We start from the raw sequence: 18,446 nt of genomic DNA on the forward strand, positions 1-18,446 counted from the left end.
ACGTACTCCTCAGATAGACAGCTTTTTAACGCGCTTGCCGCCGTACAGCAGGTTCACGATGGCACGGGTGCCGACGATAGCGGTAAACATTGAGGTCGCGATACCGATACCGGTGGTAATCGCAAACCCTTTAATGGCACCGGTACCGACCGCGTACAGGATGATCACTTTGATAAGCGTCGTCACGTTGGCGTCGAAGATCGAGCTGAACGCGCCGCGATAACCTTCGTCAATCGCCTGCTGAACGGTACGCCCGTTGCTCAGCTCTTCTTTGATGCGCTCGTTGATCAGAACGTTAGCATCGACCGCCACCGCAAGGGTTAACACGATACCCGCGATGCCCGGCATGGTCAGCGTCGCCCCCGGGATCAGGGACATAATGCCGACAATCAGCACCAGGTTGGCAATCAGCGCCGAGGTCGCAATCAGACCGAACTTCTTATAGAAGAGGATCATGAACAGGATGGAGACCACCAGGCCGGCCAGACAGGCTTCCAGACCCTGCTTGATGTTCTGCATACCAAGGGTTGGGCCGATAGTCCGCTCTTCGACGATCTGAATCGGCGCAATCAACGCGCCGGCACGCAGCAGCAGCGACAGCTGGCGCGCTTCGTTCGGGTTGCTGATACCGGTAATACGGAAGCTGTTACCCAGACGCGACTGGATGTTGGCGATGTTAATCACCTCTTCCTCTTTCGCCAGGATAGCCCGACCGTTGGCGTCTTTCTTACCGCTGTCTTTATACTCCACGAACAGGGTCGCCATCGGCTTGCCGATATTGTCCTTGGTGAAGTTGGACATGATGTTACCGCCCGCGCTGTCCAGCGAGATGTTGACCTGCGGCTGGTTGTACTCATCCATGCTGGAGGTCGAGTCGGTGATATGGTCACCGGTCAGGATCACCCGCTTGTACAGCACCACCGGCTGGCCTTCACGCGTCTGCTTCACTTCCGAGTCGCCCGGTACGCGGCCAGAGGCGGCGGCGGACTGGTCAACGTTGGTATTGACCAGACGGAACTCGAGGGTCGCGGTCGCGCCAAGGATCTCCTTCGCCCGCGCGGTATCCTGGATACCCGGCAGCTCAACGACGATGCGGTCAGCGCCCTGACGCTGAACCAGCGGTTCGGCGACGCCTAGCTGGTTCACACGGTTACGCAGAATGTTAATGTTCTGCTGAACCGCGTACTCACGGGCTTCTTTCAGGCGCTCATCGGTCATCACCGCTTTCAGGCTGTTGTCACCCTGAGAGGAGATCACCAGATCGCGATGGCGAGGGCTGAGATAAGAGATAGCCTGGTCGCGCGCCGCGCTGTCGCGGAAGACGATGCTCAGACCGTAGTTGTCTTCCTTGCGCACGGTCGCGTAAGGAATGCCTTTGTCGCGCAGCTCGCTGCGCAGGCTGTCGATGTTCTGTTCCTGCAGTTTGCCTAACGCGGTGTCCATGTCGACTTCCATCAGGAAGTGCACGCCGCCGCGCAGATCAAGACCCAGCTTCATCGGTTCGGCATAGAGTGCCGCCAGCCAGCGTGGGGTTGCCGGAGCAAGGTTTAGCGCCACGACGTATTTGTCACCCAGCACGGTAAGCAGCGCTTCACGCGCACGCAGCTGGGTATCAGTGGTGTCGAAGCGCGCAAGAATAGCGCCCTCTTCCAGTGCCACAGACTTCGCGGTTATTTTTTCTTCTTGTAAAGTTTTCTGGACCTGGATCAGCGTTTGCTCACTGGCGGCGACGCCGCGCGCGCCAGTGATTTGAACAGCCGGATCCTCACCATACAGGTTGGGAAGCGCATAGATCAGGCCGACGACAATGACGACGACCAGCATGACATACTTCCACAAAGGATAACGGTTTAACACGGCAGTTCCCTTTGGGAAAAGTTAGATTACAGCGCCTTCATGGTGCCTTTCGGCAGAACGGCAGCAACGAAGTCACGTTTGATAACCACTTCAGTGGTATCGTTCAGCGCGATAGCAATGTAGCCAGTTTCCGCTACTTTGGTCACACGACCGACCAGACCGCCGTTGGTCAGCACTTCATCACCTTTGGCGATGGAGTTCATCAGGTTCTTATGTTCCTTGGTGCGCTTCTGCTGTGGACGCAGGATCATGAAGTAAAAAATCAGACCGAACACCACCAGCATCAGAATCAGAGACATCGGGCTGCCCTGCGCCGGTGCACCCGTTGCCGCTACCGCATCAGAAATAAAAAAGCTCATTGAAATTCCCTCATTATTAAAATTAATCAACGTTCAAAGGAGGCACGGTGCGCCCCTGACGTTGGTAAAAATCGGTCACGAAGCTCTCTAATTTACCCTCTTCGATAGCCTTGCGTAAACCAGCCATTAAACGCTGATAGTAGCGCAGGTTATGAATGGTATTGAGACGCGCGCCCAATATTTCGTTGCAACGGTCAAGGTGATGCAAGTAAGCGCGTGAATAATTGCGACATGTATAGCAATCACACTCGGCGTCCAGCGGCGCGGTATCGCTTTTGTGCTTCGCGTTGCGGATTTTCACCACGCCGTCGGTGACGAACAGGTGGCCGTTACGCGCGTTGCGCGTCGGCATGACGCAGTCGAACATATCGATACCGCGACGTACCCCTTCCACCAGATCTTCCGGCTTGCCGACGCCCATCAGGTATCGTGGTTTATCGGCCGGGATCTGCGGGCAGACGTGCTCCAGAATACGGTGCATGTCTTCCTTCGGCTCGCCGACCGCCAAACCGCCGACAGCGTAGCCATCAAAGCCAATCTCTACCAGACCTTTCACCGAGATATCACGTAAATCTTCGTAAACGCTGCCCTGAATGATGCCGAACAGCGCATTTTTATTGCCAAGGCTATCGAAACGGTCACGGCTGCGCTTCGCCCAGCGCAGAGACATCTCCATTGAGCGCTTGGCGTAATCCCAGTCCGCCGGATACGGCGTACATTCGTCGAAGATCATTACGATATCAGAGCCGAGATCGTACTGAATCTCCATGGATTTTTCCGGATCGAGGAAAATCGGATCGCCGTTGATCGGGTTGCGGAAATGCACGCCCTGCTCGGTGATCTTACGGATATCGCCAAGGCTGAACACCTGGAAGCCGCCGGAGTCGGTCAGGATCGGTCCTTTCCACTGCATAAAATCGTGCAGATCGCCGTGCAGCTTCATGATCTCCTGACCCGGGCGCAGCCACAGGTGGAAGGTGTTGCCGAGAATAATCTGCGCGCCGGTGGCTTCCACCTCTTCCGGCGTCATCCCTTTGACGGTGCCGTAGGTGCCAACGGGCATAAAGGCAGGTGTTTCCACCACGCCGCGCTCAAACACCAAGCGACCGCGGCGGGCGCGACCGTCGGTGGTATCCAGTTCAAATTTCATGCTTGCTCCTGCGTCAGAAAAACAGTCCGACGTTTTCATACTCGCCACGGAATGATTCCGTGGCTAAAAAAATGCGTCATGGCGTCCAAAAAGCCGGCGGGCCGGCCTCTTCAGGGACGCTCAGAAATAGCCTGCGGATTGTACGTGATAAACATCGCATCCCCGTAGCTAAAAAAGCGATATTTCTGCTCCACCGCTACCTTATAGGCGTTCATGGTGTGCTGATAACCCGCAAACGCCGACACCAACATAATCAGTGTGGATTCAGGGAGATGGAAGTTGGTTACCAGCGCATCGATCACCTGGTACTGATAACCCGGGTAGATGAAAATCTGCGTATCGTCGAAGAACGGCGCAATCAGGGCGTCTTTCGCCGCCTGCGCCGCGCTCTCCAGCGAGCGTACCGAGGTGGTGCCCACCGCGATCACGCGATTGCCGCGCGCCTTCGCCGCCAGCACCGCATCGACTACCTCCTGCGGCACTTCCGCATATTCAGAGTGCATGGTGTGCTCTTCAATGCTGTCGACGCGCACCGGCTGGAAGGTACCCGCGCCCACGTGCAGGGTGACAAACGCCATCTCAACGCCTTTGGCGCGCAGTTTATCCAGCAGCGGTTCGTCGAAGTGCAGACCAGCGGTCGGGGCGGCTACCGCACCCGGCCTGGTGCCGTAGACGGTTTGATAGAGCTCGCGGTCAGCGTCTTCATCCGGGCGGTCAATGTAGGGCGGCAGCGGCATATGGCCAATCCCGTTAAGGATCTCCAGCACCGGGCGCTCGTCGTTAAATTCCACTTCAAACAGCGCGCCGTGACGCGCCAGCATGGTGGCCTGAATGCTCTCGTCGTCGCCCAGCAGCAGCTCGGCGCCCGGCTTCGGCGCTTTCGAGGCGCGAATATGGGCGAGGATGCGCTTATCATCCAGCATCCGCTCCACCAGCACTTCGATCTTGCCGCCGCTGGCCTTACGACCGAACAGACGCGCCGGGATCACCCGGGTGTTGTTAAACACCAGCAGATCGCCGGGATTGAGCTTATCGAGGATGTCGGTGAAGGTGCCATGCGTCAGCGCGCCCGTCGGCCCGTCCAGGGAAAGTAAGCGGCAGCTGCTGCGCTCAGGCATCGGATAGTGGGCGATCAGAGATTCGGGTAGTTCAAAAGCAAAATCGGTAACGCGCATGACGGTAACTCAGACTGAATAAAGAGGCGGGTAGTCTAGTGCCGGGGCGTTCTGCCTGCAACCTTTACCCCTCCGGACGAATGACATAATCTATATTCCAAATCATTCCGAATGCCGCCATGCGGCAGCCGAATGCATCACCGGTGGCAGAGGGCCGCGCGCGGCCAGACAGCACGCCATTCGGGCACCGGGGCTGCCGTTCAGGGCGACGCGCAGCGCTACACCGCTCACTCTGCTCGCCATAAAGTATTTAAAGGATGTCGTCGCTATGAATTTTCTCGCCCACCTGCACCTGGCCCATCTCGCCGACAGTTCGCTGCCCGGCAATCTGATGGCCGACTTTGTGCGCGGCAACCCGCAGGGCGACTATCCGGCGGCGATCGTCGATGGCATCTATATGCATCGGCGAATTGACGTGCTGACTGACAACCTGGCGGAAGTCAAAGAGGCGCGGGAGTGGTTTCGCCCGCAGACCCGCCGCGTCGCCCCCATCACCCTCGACGTCATGTGGGATCATTTCCTGTCGCAGCACTGGGCGCAACTCTCCCCAGACCTGCCGCTGGACGAGTTCGTGCGCTACGCCGAGCGGCAGATCGTGCCGATCCTGCCCGACTCGCCGCCCCGCTTCGTCAATCTCAATCAATACCTCTGGTCGGAGCGCTGGCTGGAGCGCTACCAGGAGATGGATTTTATTCAGCGCGTGCTCAATGGCATGGCCAGCCGCCGCCCGCGTCTCGAGGCGCTGCGCGACTCCTGGCAGGATCTGGATACTCACTACGACCGGCTGGAGGGGCAGTTCTGGCGCTTTTATCCGCAGATGATGCGTCAGGCGAAAAACAAACAGCTGTAATCGCTGCGACATTGATAGGTAAAAGCTGGCTGAACGATTGTCAGCGCCTCTTTGTGTTATTGGCGGACAGGCTCTATACTTGCCCGCGTTGCGTTCCAAATAACCTTAGTAATTACAGGAGAATCAAATGGTTCTGGTCACTCGTCAAGCGCCGGATTTTACTGCAGCCGCTGTGCTGGGTAATGGTGAGATCGTTGAGAAATTCAATTTCAAACAGCACACCAACGGTAAACCTACCGTTCTGTTCTTCTGGCCGATGGACTTCACCTTCGTTTGCCCGTCTGAGCTGATCGCGTTCGACAAACGTTACGAAGAATTCCAGAAACGCGGCGTGGAAGTGGTTGGCGTTTCCTTCGACTCCGAGTTCGTGCACAACGCATGGCGTAATACCCCGGTAGACCAGGGCGGTATCGGCCCGGTTAAATACGCGATGGTTGCCGACATCAAACGTGAAATCCAGAAAGCTTACGGTATCGAGCATCCGGACGAAGGCGTAGCGCTGCGCGGCTCCTTCCTGATCGACGCCAACGGCGTGGTTCGCCACCAGGTGGTTAACGACCTGCCGCTGGGCCGTAACATCGACGAAATGCTGCGCATGGTTGACGCGCTGCAGTTCCACGAAGAGCACGGCGAAGTCTGCCCGGCGCAGTGGGAAAAAGGAAAAGAAGGTATGGCTGCCTCTCCGGAAGGCGTGGCAAAATACCTGACCGAAAACGTCTCCAGCCTGTAATCGACACACGTTTTTATAAAAGGCCCGCTCAAGCGGGCCTTTTTTGTTAGCGGCGTCAAAATTTAAGAAAATGACCCGCTGATATTTGTGACCAGCAATACACTTCTGCTGAAAAATTTCGCTCTGCCTCTCATTTTTTCTCTGTCAAATTTCAGCGTTAAATCTCAACCATTTCATAACACACTGAAAAACAAATAAATTATTTATATGATTTTCAGCCAGCACTTTGCCGTCGATGTGATCGCCATCAATATTTAAAACCGCGGATGTGATCCCATCCATCATTTTTATCAATGTATTTGGTCATGATTTTACTCAGGAACAGGAATACGTTCAGGAGAAGAGAATGGATATTATTTTTGACCCGACGTTAATCGCCCTGAAGCAGAATATTTCCCATGCGGAGGAGGCCATCGAACTGGCGGGTTCATTACTCGCCAGGCGCCAGATTTGCAGCGCCGAATATGTCAACGAGATGCTGACAGTATACGAGGATTTTGGCGCCGCCATCGTGATAGATGACGGGATTGCCATGCCGCACGCCCGCCCGGAAAAAGGGGCATTGCAGACCGGATTTTCGCTTGTCACCACCGCCACGCCAGTGACCTTCGGCCACGATGAGTTCGATCCGGTTACCGTCGTCATCGCGATCGCCGGCGCCGATGCTGACAGTCATATCAAAATGATCCAACTGATTGCCTCGCTGATCGAGTCAGATATCGTGACTTTTCTTCAGCAGGAAAATGACGTGAATTCAGTCTTACATTTCATCCAAAAACAAATGGAGTAGTCATTATGTTAGTTATCAGAACGGTTTGTGGTAACGGTATTGGCAGTTCATTGATGGCTGCGAATAATGTGAAGAAGATCTGTGAAGAATTAGGTATCAAAGCGGACGTCGCTTCGGTCGATTTTGCTAACGCCGTCGGGGAAAAAGCCGACCTTTACGTCACGATCAAAGAACTGGCAAATCAATTTCCGGCCCACTGTCATGTCGCCATTATTCGCAGCTACGTCCATAAAGCAAAAATCGCCGAGGATATTACCGACGCGCTGATGAAAATTGCTGCGACTCACTCTTAATCAGCATAGAGGGAACGACCATGCAGGCTATTCTTAGTTTCTTAACGGAAATATTCAGTCAACCCGCTTTTTTAATGGGGCTTATCGCCTTCGTTGGCTTAGTGGCGCTGCGCTCCCCCGGCAACAAACTCCTTACCGGTACATTAAAGCCGATTTTAGGCTATTTGATGCTGAGCGCTGGCGCAGGCGTTATCGTTGCCAATCTCAACCCGCTGGGCGGTATTATCGAAGCTGGATTTAATATCCGCGGCGTTATTCCTAATAATGAAGCCATTGTCTCCGTCGCCCAGAAAATGCTGGGCGTGGAAACCATGAGTATTTTGCTGTTGGGCTTTATTTTCAACCTGATCATAGCCCGCTGCACCAAATATAAATATATCTTTCTCACCGGCCATCATTCGTTCTTTCTCGCCTGCCTGTTCTCCGCCGTCCTGCAGGCGGCGGAGTTCCAGGGCTGGATGTTGATCCTGATCGGCGGATTCCTGTTGGGCTCATGGTCGGCCATTTCCCCGGCCATTGGCCAGCGTTACACCAGGCAGGTAACCGAAGACGGCGGGATCGCCATGGGCCATTTCGGCTCCCTGGGCTACTACCTCTCGGCGTGGATCGCCAGCCGGACCGGCAATCCGGCAAACTCCTTCGCCGATACCGAAATCTCAGAGAAATGGGGATTTCTGCGCGATACCACCGTCACCACCGGTATCGTGATGTTTGTTATCTACTTCATCTGCAGCGCTGTCGCCGGGTCGGCGTACCTGAGCACCATCACCGACCAGAATATGCTGATCTTCTCCGTGCTGACCGGTCTGCAGTTCGCCGTTGGCGTAGCCATTGTCTACAACGGCGTGCGGTTGATCCTCGGCGATCTGGTGCCGGCATTCCAGGGCATCAGCCAGAAACTGATCCCGGACTCCATCCCGGCCGTTGACTGCGCGGTGTTCTTCACCTTTAGCCCCACCGCGGTGGTGGTGGGATTCATCAGCTCCTTTGTGGGCGGTCTGGTCGGGATGCTCATGCTCGGCGGACTGGGCATGGCGCTGATTATTCCCGGCATGGTGCCGCACTTCTTCTGCGGCGGCACCTCCGGGGTCTTTGCCGACAAGCTGGGCGGTAAGCGCGGGTGTATCATCGCCGCCTTTATCGGCGGGATCTTCCTCGCCTTCCTGCCGGCGATGCTGCTGCCGGCGCTCGGCAACCTCGGGTTTGAAAACAGCACCTTCGCCGATTTCGACTTCGCAGTGTGGGGCATCATTATCGGTAACGCGTTCACCCAGTTTGGCCAGGTCACTATCTACCTGATTTGTCTGGCGCTGCTCGTCGCGCTGCTGGTGCCTTTCTGCTTCCGTCAGGTACGGGTAGTGGGCAACACGCTCAGCTATGAGGAGCTTACTGCCAAGCAGAAAAATGAATAAGCGAGGTCATTTTTCCCTGCGGGAAGGTCACGCTTCCCGCCGCTGACAAATAATCAGGAGTGGTTATGGCTATTTTGTCCATTGGATTTGCCTGTTTCGATCAGTTTTTCTTTCTCAATGAATGGCCCCAGGAGAATACCAAAAACTTTTGTCATGATTTTATAGAAAGCGGCGGCGGCCCGGCGGCCAATGCGGCATGGCTGCTGGGATTATGGGGTGAGGAGGTCTATTACATCGGCCATCTGCATCAGGACCTTTACGGTCAGCGCATTATCGATGAGTTTGCCGAAGCGGGGGTGGATACCAGCCAGGTGGTTTTCTCCGATGACATGATCACCCCGCTGGCCTCGGTGCTGGTCAATCGCTTAACGGGTTCGCGGACGATTATTACCCGCAAGATGCAGACACCGCCTTCCCTGACCTACGATCAAAAGCTCAAACTGGACGACCTCGCCGAACGACTGATTGCCGCCGAGGAGCCGGTCACCATTTTAATTGACGGCCATGAGCCGGAAATCAGTGAATATTTAATTAAGAAACTGCCGAACGCCAGAGTGGTGATGGACGGCGGGTCACTGCGCGCCAGCAATATAAAACTCGCAGCCTGGACCGACTATTTTGTAGTGAGCGAACATTTTGCCCGCGATTATATGAGCTATCGCTCGCTGAGCACCGAAGCAGAAATTAAAGCGGCGCTGATTGAGCTGAATAAAATTTGCCGCGGTGAAGCATTTATTACCCTTGGCGAAAAAGGCTGCGCTTTTTTAAAAAGCGGTATGCTGCAGATCGTTCCTTCCTGGCTGTGCAATGCCGTTGATACCACCGGAGCCGGAGATGTATTTCACGGTGCCTTCACCTATGGCGTCCACTACTCATGGCACATAGATAATATTATTTTATTTGCCAGCCTGACCGCCGCCATTTCTATTGAGAAAAAAGGGGTACGGGAATCTATGCCGGACCTGGCGGTCGTCCACCACTCGTTAAATAACTACGAGAGAAACTTAAAGCAATATTTTGAAGAATAACTGCATTTAATAAATATCAAGAGGTGAATATGTTAGTGTCGATGAAGGACATGCTTCAGCATGCCCTGCGGGACGGCTACGCCGTCGGTCAGTTCAACATTAATAATCTGGAATGGGTCGGCGCCGTATTAAGCACTGCCCAGCAGTGCCGCTCACCGGTTATTTTGGGCGTGTCCGGCGGCACGGTTAAGCATATGCTCGGGTTAAAATGTATTCATGACATCGTAGTTAACGCCATGGAGTATTTGCATATTGATGTTCCGGTGGCGCTGCATCTGGATCATGGCACCTCCCGGGAGGCCTGCGAAGCGGCGATCGCCGCCGGCTTCAGTTCCATTATGTTTGATGGCTCGCATCTGCCGTTCAGGGAAAACCTGGCCATTACTCACCATCTGGTGACGCTGGCGCACAGCAAAGGTATCTCCGTGGAGGCCGAACTGGGGACTATCGCCGGCAGTGAAGACGGCATTGTCAATTCCGAAGTCATCTACGCCGATCCGCAGGAGTGCTATACCCTGGTGACAGAAACCCAGGTGGATTGCCTCGCCGCCGCGCTGGGCTCCACCCATGGCCTGTATAAAGGCAAAGCCCGACTGGGATTTACCGAGATGAAAGCCATTGCCGAGCGGGTGAAGGTTCCGCTGGTGCTGCATGGCGGCACCGGTATTGCCGATGAGGATATGCGCCGGGCGATTGCCTGCGGCACCGCCAAGATTAACGTTAATACCGAAAATATGTACGCCTGGTGCCAGCAGGTGAAGGCGATCTTTGCTGCCGATACCGGGCACGATGTGAACGATCCGCGGAAAGTGATCGCCCAGGGACTGCAGCCAGTACGCGAAATGATTGCCCGCCGCATGGCGCTTTTTGGCTCACAGCAGCGCTATTGATGCGTGAAAGGTGGCTGAGACCTCCGCCCCTTAGCAACCGGGGCGGAGGCGTCAGGCATCAGAAGGCAAAGCAGGAGCAACCCAGCACGCCCCAGAAGGCCTGCTCGTCGGAGACCGGGATCGACGATTTTCGCGCGATATCATGCTGATGGCCGTGGACACCGCAGCTACCGCAGCACTGGTGCATCTGCACTATGGCGCCAATTTTGGCCGCCGCTGGCGGAGCGGAACGGTAATGGCCCGGGACCTTCACCACCGGCGACCACTCCGGCAGCACCGGGATCGGCGGCGGCGCCAGCGGCGAGAAGTGACCGGCGGCGTACACCACTTTGCCATCAACCACCGTCAGCACCGACTCAATGCCTTTGATCTCCTCTTCCGCGACGCTGAAATAGTCCTTCGACAGCACCACCAGATCGGCAAGCTGACCGGCGGCCAGATGGCCCTTTTTACCCTGCTCGCTGGAGAACCAGGCGCTGCCCGCCGTCCACAGCTCCAGCGCGACATCGCGCGGCAGGCGGTTGTTGTCGTCATACATCACCATCCCGCCAACGGTGCGCCCGGAGACCAGCCAGTACAGCGCGGTCCACGGATTATAGCTGGCGACGCGGGTGGCATCGGTCCCTAACCCTACCGGTACGTCCAGCTCCAGCATTTTCGCTACCGGCGGCGTATGTTTCACCGCCTCTTTGCCGTAGCGATCGACAAAATATTCGCCCTGGAAGGCCATCCGGTGCTGCACCGCAATGCCGCCCCCCAGCGCCTTCACCCGCTCAATGTTGCGCTCGGTAATGGTCTCGGCATGATCGAAGAACCAGTGCAGGCCATTAAACGGAATGTCACGGTTCACCTTCTCAAACACGTCCAGCATCCGGCTGATGGACTCGTCGTAGGTGGCATGCAGGCGGAACGGCCAGCGATGTTCCACCAGATGGCGCACCACCCGCTCCAGCTCATCTTCCATGCCTTGCGGCAAATCCGGCCGCGGCTGCAGGAAATCTTCAAAATCCGCCGCCGAAAACACCAACATCTCGCCGGCGCCGTTGGCGCGATAGAAATCGGTTCCCTGCCCCGGCTTCAGCATATCGGTCCAGCGCTCGAAGTCCTCCAGCTCCTGCTTCGGTCGCTGGGTAAACAGGTTGTAGGCGATGCGCACGGTCATCTGATCTTTTGCGTGCAGCTGCTCGATAATTTCGTAATCTTCCGGGTAGTTCTGGAAACCGCCCCCGGCGTCGATGGCGCTGGTCAGCCCCAGTCGGTTCAGCTCGCGCATAAACTGACGGGTGGAGTTCACCTGCAGATCCAGCGGCAGCTTCGGCCCTTTGGCCAGGGTGGCGTAGAGGATCATGGCGTTTGGTTTGGCAATCAGCATCCCGGTCGGGTTGCCGTGGCTATCGCGGACGATCTCTCCGCCCACCGGATCCGGCGTCTCTTTGGTATACCCCACGGCTTTCAGCGCCGCGCGGTTCAGCAGTGCGCGATCGTAGAGATGTAGCACAAACACTGGCGTATCGGGCGCCGCGTCGTTTAGCTCTTCCGGGGTCGGCATCCGTCGTTCGGCGAACTGGAATTCGCTCCAGCCGCCGACCACCCGCACCCACTGCGGCGACGGTGTGCGATCCGCCTGATCCTTAAGCATTCGCAGGGCATCGGCCAGAGAGGGCACGCCCTCCCAGCGGAGCTCAAGGTTGTAGTTCAACCCTCCGCGGATCAGATGCAGGTGAGAATCGTTGAGGCCCGGGATCACCGTATGCCCTTTGAGATCGACGATCTGCGTTCCCTCGGCGGCAAAGCTCATGATCCGATTGTGGCTTCCGGTGGCAACAATTTTTCCGTCGGCGATGGCCACGGCTTCCGCCAGCGGATTCGCACGATCGAGGGTATGAATCTGGCCGTGGGTCAGAATCAGTGTGGCAGTTTGCGACATAACACACTCCTTGGGGAGGCTGACTCAGTTTTTCTTCAACCAGCCAGCAAACAGGCGGGTCACGATGGGCATCCAGAACCAGACCACCAGCGCAACCACGCAGGCATCATTGATCAGGTGCAGCAGCAGGCTCCCCTTAAGCGACGGCAACAGCATGCCGGTCACCGTCGGCACCAGGTTGGTGCTGGGGAAAATCACCAGCAGGGTGATCAGAAACTGTTTCCAGCGCCGCGGCTGGCGCACATTCGCCACCGGCGGGGTAAACCAGAATGCCGGTTCGGTCCGCACCTCCGTCCGATCGCCCTCCGTCAGCAGCGGGGCAATTTCCGCCACCAGCTGACGACGGGTTTCCGACTGCGTCCAGGCATAGAGATGCTCCAGGGTGTCGAAGCGGATAATCACGCTCCACAGATTCTGCCCTGCGGCGGGCCGGATCACATTCGCCCCGAGATGACCGGGAAACTCAGCCGCGATGGGCATGATTTTGCCGAGCCACTCTTCGTAGCGCTGGCCGTGTTGCGGATCGAGCAGATGGCTGATGACCAGGGTCACCGATTTTTGCTGCGCCATAAAGATTCCTTGCTTCAGGGGAATGGCAGGCTGATTCTCGCCATTAGCCATAGATGACCATACACAACGTCATTCATGCTGCGTCGAGGCGGCAAGCCGGCACGTCCCGGGAGCTGACATCAGTCAGTGACCGGGGCGGGCAAACCCAGCTAACAAAGAGGCAGCCTGAAGGATGAAGTGTATTTAAGCTTTACGCTCTGGCGCGCCATGCACCATGGTATAAGCGTAATCCACGCCCATCCCGTAGGCGCCGCTGTGTTCGCGCACCAGGTCCATCACCGCATCGTAAGTCGCTTTGCGCGACCAGTCGCGCTGGTACTCCAGCAGCACCTGCTGCCAGGTCACCGGCACCGCGCCCGCCTGCACCATCCGGTCAATGGAGCGCTCATGGGCGTCGACAGAGGTACCGCCGGAGGTATCGGTGACCACATACACTTCGTAGCCCGCCTCCAGGGCCATCAGCGCCGGAAACGTCAGGCAAACTTCGGTCCACAGAGCGGAGATCACCAGCTTTTTACGGCCGGTCGCTTTCACCGCCGCAACGAAGGCATCGTCTTCCCAGGAGTTCATTGAAGTACGCTCAATCGGCTTGACGTCAGGATGCACGGCCAATAATTCCGGCCAAATATAACCGCTGAAGCTTTTGGTCTCTACGGAAGTGTAAATCACCGGTACATTAAAAATTTTGCCGGCTTTAGCCAGCGCCACGGTGTTATTTTTGAGGGTCTGGCGATCGATATTCGCCACGCCGAATGACATCTGTGGCTGATGATCAATAAAGATAAGGGCGGAATTAGTGGGATCGAGCAGTTCACGAATAGACATTAAATACCTTCTTAATCAATTAGTTAAAAAGATGACATGATGGTTAATGCGTCGTGTAGATCCTGACTGATAAAGCATGGTGAGTATAGCCAGTTATTTCTAACAAGTTATTAAAGTTTTTTTGTGGTTTATATTTTGTCAGCGGTTAGTATTTACTCATGCCAGCGTTCATCAAAATTTTACGGCAAACTGTTCTGATTTATTCACTGGCATTGATTATTGCGCTTAGGTACAACAAGGGGAAATTAATGAATGGAAACTCCTGATGCGCGTAAACTTTGATGTTCTGATGATCCTTGATGCGCTGGACCGACACGGATCCTTCGCCACCGCCGCAGAGTCGCTGTATAAAACCCCCGCCGCTCTGAGCTATATGATCCAGAAGCTGGAGAGCGATCTGGAGATCGTCTTGTTGGATCGTTCCGGCCATCGGGCAAAATTTACTGATACCGGGCGGCTGATGCTGGAGAAGGGGCGACAGCTTTTAAGCGCCGCCAGAGATCTGGAAAAGCAGGCCCAGCAGCTGAGCGCGGGCTGGGAGCGAGAGCTGGCGATCGCCCTCGACGCCTCGTTTCCCTTTTCGGCCCTGCTGCCGCTGATCGCCGAGTTCTACGCGCAAAACCCGCAGACCCGGCTGAACTTCAGTCATCACACCCTCGCCGGTTCATGGGAAGAGCTGACCCACCATGGCGCGGATATTATCCTCGGCGCCATCAATGAGCCGCCCACCTCTGCCGAGTGGTCATGGCAAACCCTCGGCGCGCTGGATAACATTTTCGTGGTCGCCCCGGCCCACCCGCTGGCCGGAGCGGAAACGCCGCTCAGCAATAAGCAGCTCAGCCAGCACCGGGCGGTGGTAATCCGCGACAGCGCCCGCTATTGCCATCCGCTGAACAGCAATCTGCTTGATGAACAGCCGCAAATCGGCGTCGATGATTTCGCCAGCAAAGTCGAACTGCTGTGCGCCGGGCTGGGCTGCGGCTTTCTGCCGCGTCATATCGCCCGCCCGTGGCTGGAAAAAGGCTGTCTGGTGGAGAAAAGCGTCGCCGGCTGGCGGGAAAAAGATATCACCTACATGGCCTGGCGCAGCGGGAATGACGGGCTGGCTCAGCGCTGGTGGCGGGAGGCGCTCCTCCGCGACGACCTGCTGAGCCAGCTCTATCGTTAACGACCGGACCAGACGCAGGCGGAGATAGCCGGGAGCGTCAGTACCCCGTCATGGAAGGCGCCGGCGCCCTCCTGCAGCGTCCAGGCTCCCACGTCCAACAGCGGCGAATCCTCGATAACCACTTCGCAGGCTTCGCCGCGGTTAATCGCCACCAGTACCCGCTGCTGTTTGTAGACGCGGACAAACACCACCACGTTATCCTCGGCGTAAATCACCTGGCAGCCGCCGTAGCGCAGCGCCTGGTGGGCTTTACGCAGTTTCGCCATTCGCTGATACAGCGCCAGCAGCTGGGTATCCTGCAGCGCCGGATCCCACGGGAACGGTTTGCGGCAGAACGGATCGTTATTGCCATCTACGCCCACCTCATCGCCGTAGTAGATACACGGTACCCCGGGCCAGCTGAACAGCCACACCACCGCCAGCGGCAGACGCGCTACGTCTTTGCCAAGGAGAGATTTAAAACGCGCCGTATCATGGCTGTCGAGCTGGTTGAACATCCGCAGCTGCTGCTGATGCGACAGCCCGGCGCGATAATTATCCATCCACGCCATACAGGTCTGGGCGTCTATCTTCTGCGGATCGTAAGAGATATCGGTATTGGCGAGGAATCCCCAGATCGGGAAGGTGAAGCCGCGGTAGTTCATTGCCGCATCTTCGGCATCCGCCTGCAGCCACTGGCGCGCGTCGCCAAAATGTTCGCCAAAGACAAAGGCTTCCGGCTGCGTTTGTTTCGCCGCCTGGGTGATGCCGGCGATATGCCGCAGGTTATTCCGCGCCCCGCCGCCTTCGCCCAGCATGTGCACCACGTCCAGACGCCAGCCGTCCATACTCCACGGCGCCTTCAGCCAGTGGCGTACGATGCTGTCCTCGCCGGCATAGATCTCGTTGACCAGGCTGGTCGACCGATAGTCGAGCTTCGGCAGACTGGCATAGCCCAGCCAGTTGTGCGCCTGCCCCTCCCCGGAGAAGGTAAACCAGTCGCGCCACGGGGAGTCCGGATGGTGGCCGGCGCCGCCGCTGCCCTGCTGGTGGCGATCGAACCAGGGATGGGAATCGCCGGTATGGTTGAACACGCCGTCGAGGATCATGCGCATCCCCGCCCGCTGGGTGTTGTGGCGCAAGCGGAGCAGCGCCGCGTCGCCGCCAAACTGCGGATCGACGCGCCGATAATCCTCGGTGTCGTATTTATGCACGCTGGGGGCGGCGAAGACCGGGTTCAGATACAGGGCGGTGACGCCGAGCTGCTTCAGGTAAGGCAGTTTTTCGCTGATGCCGTCGAGATCCCCGCCGTAGAACGTCGACCCGCCCGCCTCGCCGGTAAGCGGTTCGTCCCACGCCTTGCGCACAATCTCCCGTCCCGCCGCGTGATGGTAATAGACCGCATCCTGTTCGGCGTCACGCGCAGCGCTGCGGGCAAAGCGATCGGGGAAAATCTGGTAGAAAACCTGATCGGCCACCCACTGCGGGCCAGCGTCCGGCAGGTCGACGGCGAACTGCTCCAGCCTGGCCGGCGGGAAACGGCTGAAGCCCTGCGGCGTAAACCAGCGCTGATGGTCGGCCCACAGTAGCTTAAAGCTGTAGCGGCGGCGCGGCTGACCGCTGGCGAGAGAGATTTCGCCGCGCCATGCCACCACACCCGGCCTCGGCGCCTGGCGGAGGCGCTGCATCGGCAGCGACAGCTCTTCGTTATCTTCTTCCGCGCGCAGCGTGATCCGCTGCGGCAGCGACTCACCGCTCAACCACAGGGTAATAAACAGTCGGTCCTGTTGCACCTTGATAAAGGGTGCAACCGGAAGGTGCCATGCCTTCAACATCGTGAATCCTCATTGTGCAGAATGGGCACACCTTGCCATAGCCGTCAGGCGCAGAACTCATCGTCACAGGATTTTTTGGGGGAGGATAACGGGGGAGGACGCGGGTCGGCAAGCCGCCCCGGTCGCGCGATGCAGACCGGGGCGATGTTGATTACTGTGCCTGCGCCAGGCGGCGCTCACGACGGGTCTTAAAGACCCAGCCCAGCAGCAGCAGTGCAATCCACGCCATACCGACGTACAGCGAGATGCGGGTGTCCGGATGATAGCCGATCAGGGCGATAATAAACGCCAGGAACAGCAGGCCGACAACCGTGGTTGCCACCCCACCGGGAACTTTGAATTTCAGGGCTTTGACCTCCTCCGGCGACAGACGGCGGCGGAAGGCAATCTGCGACAGCAGGATCATAATCCACACCCACACGGTGGCGAAGGTGGCCAGCGAGGCGATCACCAGGAAGACGTTTTCCGGCATGATGTAATTTAGGTATACCGCAAACAGCAGCGCAATGGTCATAACCATCACCGTCACCCACGGAATACCGCGACGCGAGGTTTTAGCGAACACCTTCGGCGCGCTCCCCTGCTCGGCCATGCCGTGCAGCATACGGCCCACGCCGAACACGTCGGAGTTAATCGCCGACAGCGAGGCCGTCAGGACCACGAAGTTAAGAATGCTGGCCGCGAAGGTAATGCCCAGATGCTGGAAGGTCAGGACAAAGGGGCTGCCGTCGGTACCCACCTGGTTCCACGGATAGATAGACATAATGACAAACAGCGTGCCGACATAGAACACCAGAATGCGCATCGGCACCGAGTTGATAGCGCGTGGAATGGATTTCTCCGGATCTTTCGCCTCACCGGCGGTAATACCGATGATTTCGATACCGCCGTAGGCGAACATCACCATCTGCAGCGACATCACCATTCCCAGCCAACCGTTGCTGAAGAAGCCGCCGTTGCTCCACAGGTTATGAATGCCCGTCGGCTTGCCGCCGTTGCCGATCCCCCAGATAATGATGCCGAACCCGGCGAGGATCATAATGATGATGGTGGCCACTTTGAAGAACGAGAACCAGAACTCCAGCTCGCCAAACACCTTGACGCTCATCAGGTTGACGGCGCAGATGATGAGCACCACGCTGAGCACCCAGATCCAGTGCGGCACCGTCGGGAACCAGACGCCCATGTAGATACCGAAGGCGGTGACGTCGGCGATGGCGACGATCAGGATTTCAAAGCAGTAGGTCCAGCCGGTGATATAGCCCGCCAGTCCGCCGAGGTTTTCCTGAGCATAGCGGGAGAATGAGCTGGCGGAAGGGTTATGCACCGACATCTCACCGAGCGCGCGCATAATGATATATGCCGCGACGCCGCCGATAATGTAGGCCAACAGTACGCTGGGTCCGGCCATTTTAATCGCGTCGGCTGAACCGTAAAAAAGCCCGGTGCCGATGGCGGAACCCAGGGCCATAAAGCGGATGTGCCGGGTGCTTAGCCCGCGCTTAAGCTTGTTACTACTTTCCATCGTGGTTTTTCAATGCCGTTTAACACAAAAAATAAAAAACCACGGAACCCGAAGTCCCGTGGTTAAACGCTTGTCCTCAACGC

18 protein-coding genes and 1 pseudogene are annotated in these 18,446 nt (G+C 57.1%); 8 read left to right on the top strand and 11 right to left on the bottom strand.

All coding sequences use genetic code 11. The features are described from left to right. Positions 1-9 precede the first annotated feature (9 nt). From secD to GT756_RS25795, 5 genes and pseudogenes are all read right to left on the bottom strand, one after another. Positions 10-1,857 (bottom strand): protein translocase subunit SecD, encoded by a 1,848-nt coding sequence (gene secD, locus GT756_RS06830; RefSeq protein ID WP_004204840.1) that lies wholly within the window; start codon positions 1,855-1,857, stop codon positions 10-12. A gap of 26 nt (positions 1,858-1,883) precedes the next feature. Next, positions 1,884-2,216 carry a preprotein translocase subunit YajC gene (yajC, locus tag GT756_RS06835; RefSeq protein ID WP_002890398.1) on the bottom strand — a complete coding sequence of 111 codons (333 nt, stop codon included), beginning with the start codon at positions 2,214-2,216 and terminating at the stop codon, positions 1,884-1,886. A gap of 22 nt (positions 2,217-2,238) precedes the next feature. Beyond that, positions 2,239-3,366, bottom strand: a complete 1,128-nt coding sequence (gene tgt / locus GT756_RS06840) for a tRNA guanosine(34) transglycosylase Tgt (RefSeq protein WP_002890395.1) — start codon at positions 3,364-3,366, stop codon at positions 2,239-2,241. 110 nt (positions 3,367-3,476) lie between these two features. Further along, a complete protein-coding gene (gene queA, locus GT756_RS06845) occupies positions 3,477-4,541 on the bottom strand; it encodes a tRNA preQ1(34) S-adenosylmethionine ribosyltransferase-isomerase QueA (RefSeq protein ID WP_004204841.1) in 1,065 nt (354 codons plus the stop codon). A 64-nt stretch (positions 4,542-4,605) separates the two neighbouring features. Continuing rightward, positions 4,606-4,721 (bottom strand): annotated as a pseudogene (locus GT756_RS25795) (hypothetical protein). A gap of 88 nt (positions 4,722-4,809) precedes the next feature. Between GT756_RS25795 and acpH the strand changes: the two are divergent. Continuing rightward, positions 4,810-5,391 carry an ACP phosphodiesterase gene (gene acpH / locus GT756_RS06850; protein WP_004204843.1) on the top strand — a complete coding sequence of 194 codons (582 nt, stop codon included), beginning with the start codon at positions 4,810-4,812 and terminating at the stop codon, positions 5,389-5,391. 127 nt (positions 5,392-5,518) lie between these two features. Beyond that, positions 5,519-6,121: a peroxiredoxin gene (locus GT756_RS06855; protein ID WP_004178733.1), complete on the top strand. Its 603-nt coding sequence runs from the start codon at positions 5,519-5,521 to the stop codon at positions 6,119-6,121. Positions 6,122-6,265: 144 nt separating this feature from the next. On the opposite strand, the gene GT756_RS06860 is transcribed toward GT756_RS06855, so the two are convergent. Further along, complete coding sequence (locus GT756_RS06860; RefSeq protein WP_048326257.1) at positions 6,266-6,412, bottom strand: hypothetical protein; 147 nt, start codon at positions 6,410-6,412, stop codon at positions 6,266-6,268. Positions 6,413-6,467: 55 nt separating this feature from the next. Here GT756_RS06860 and GT756_RS06865 point away from each other — a divergent pair, with 55 nt between their 5' ends. The 5 genes from GT756_RS06865 (at position 6,468) to fba (ending at position 10,534) form a co-directional block, all read left to right on the top strand. Further along, a complete protein-coding gene (locus GT756_RS06865; protein WP_004204845.1) occupies positions 6,468-6,911 on the top strand; it encodes a PTS sugar transporter subunit IIA in 444 nt (147 codons plus the stop codon). Between the two features lie 5 nt (positions 6,912-6,916). Then, positions 6,917-7,204, top strand: a complete 288-nt coding sequence (locus GT756_RS06870; protein ID WP_017898931.1) for a PTS sugar transporter subunit IIB — start codon at positions 6,917-6,919, stop codon at positions 7,202-7,204. A gap of 20 nt (positions 7,205-7,224) precedes the next feature. Next, positions 7,225-8,616, top strand: coding sequence for a PTS ascorbate transporter subunit IIC (locus tag GT756_RS06875; RefSeq protein WP_004204848.1), 1,392 nt, complete (start codon positions 7,225-7,227; stop codon positions 8,614-8,616). A gap of 65 nt (positions 8,617-8,681) precedes the next feature. Further along, positions 8,682-9,644 carry a carbohydrate kinase family protein gene (locus GT756_RS06880; RefSeq protein ID WP_004204849.1) on the top strand — a complete coding sequence of 321 codons (963 nt, stop codon included), beginning with the start codon at positions 8,682-8,684 and terminating at the stop codon, positions 9,642-9,644. Positions 9,645-9,679: 35 nt separating this feature from the next. Beyond that, complete coding sequence (gene fba / locus GT756_RS06885) at positions 9,680-10,534, top strand: class II fructose-1,6-bisphosphate aldolase (protein ID WP_072140532.1); 855 nt, start codon at positions 9,680-9,682, stop codon at positions 10,532-10,534. Between the two features lie 58 nt (positions 10,535-10,592). On the opposite strand, the gene GT756_RS06890 is transcribed toward fba, so the two are convergent. From GT756_RS06890 to GT756_RS06900, 3 genes are all read right to left on the bottom strand, one after another. Next, positions 10,593-12,461 carry an amidohydrolase gene (locus GT756_RS06890; protein WP_160124626.1) on the bottom strand — a complete coding sequence of 623 codons (1,869 nt, stop codon included), beginning with the start codon at positions 12,459-12,461 and terminating at the stop codon, positions 10,593-10,595. Between the two features lie 24 nt (positions 12,462-12,485). Beyond that, positions 12,486-13,031, bottom strand: a complete 546-nt coding sequence (locus GT756_RS06895) for an antibiotic biosynthesis monooxygenase (RefSeq protein WP_004204853.1) — start codon at positions 13,029-13,031, stop codon at positions 12,486-12,488. Positions 13,032-13,214: 183 nt separating this feature from the next. Continuing rightward, a complete protein-coding gene (locus GT756_RS06900) occupies positions 13,215-13,856 on the bottom strand; it encodes a hydrolase (RefSeq protein WP_002890357.1) in 642 nt (213 codons plus the stop codon). Positions 13,857-14,121: 265 nt separating this feature from the next. Between GT756_RS06900 and GT756_RS06905 the strand changes: the two genes are divergently transcribed. Continuing rightward, on the top strand, positions 14,122-15,024 hold the full coding sequence (locus GT756_RS06905; protein WP_004204855.1) for a LysR substrate-binding domain-containing protein: 903 nt from the start codon (positions 14,122-14,124) through the stop codon (positions 15,022-15,024). Here GT756_RS06905 and malZ read toward each other — a convergent pair. Then, a complete protein-coding gene (gene malZ / locus GT756_RS06910; protein ID WP_004204856.1) occupies positions 15,021-16,838 on the bottom strand; it encodes a maltodextrin glucosidase in 1,818 nt (605 codons plus the stop codon). The genes GT756_RS06905 and malZ overlap by 4 nt on opposite strands. 151 nt (positions 16,839-16,989) lie before the next feature. After that, on the bottom strand, positions 16,990-18,363 hold the full coding sequence (proY, locus tag GT756_RS06915; protein WP_114465140.1) for a proline-specific permease ProY: 1,374 nt from the start codon (positions 18,361-18,363) through the stop codon (positions 16,990-16,992). Positions 18,364-18,446 lie beyond the last annotated feature (83 nt).

Origin of the sequence: Klebsiella sp. Q2, from assembly GCF_009900705.1 — a bacterium.
Classification (GTDB): domain Bacteria; phylum Pseudomonadota; class Gammaproteobacteria; order Enterobacterales; family Enterobacteriaceae; genus Klebsiella; species Klebsiella quasipneumoniae.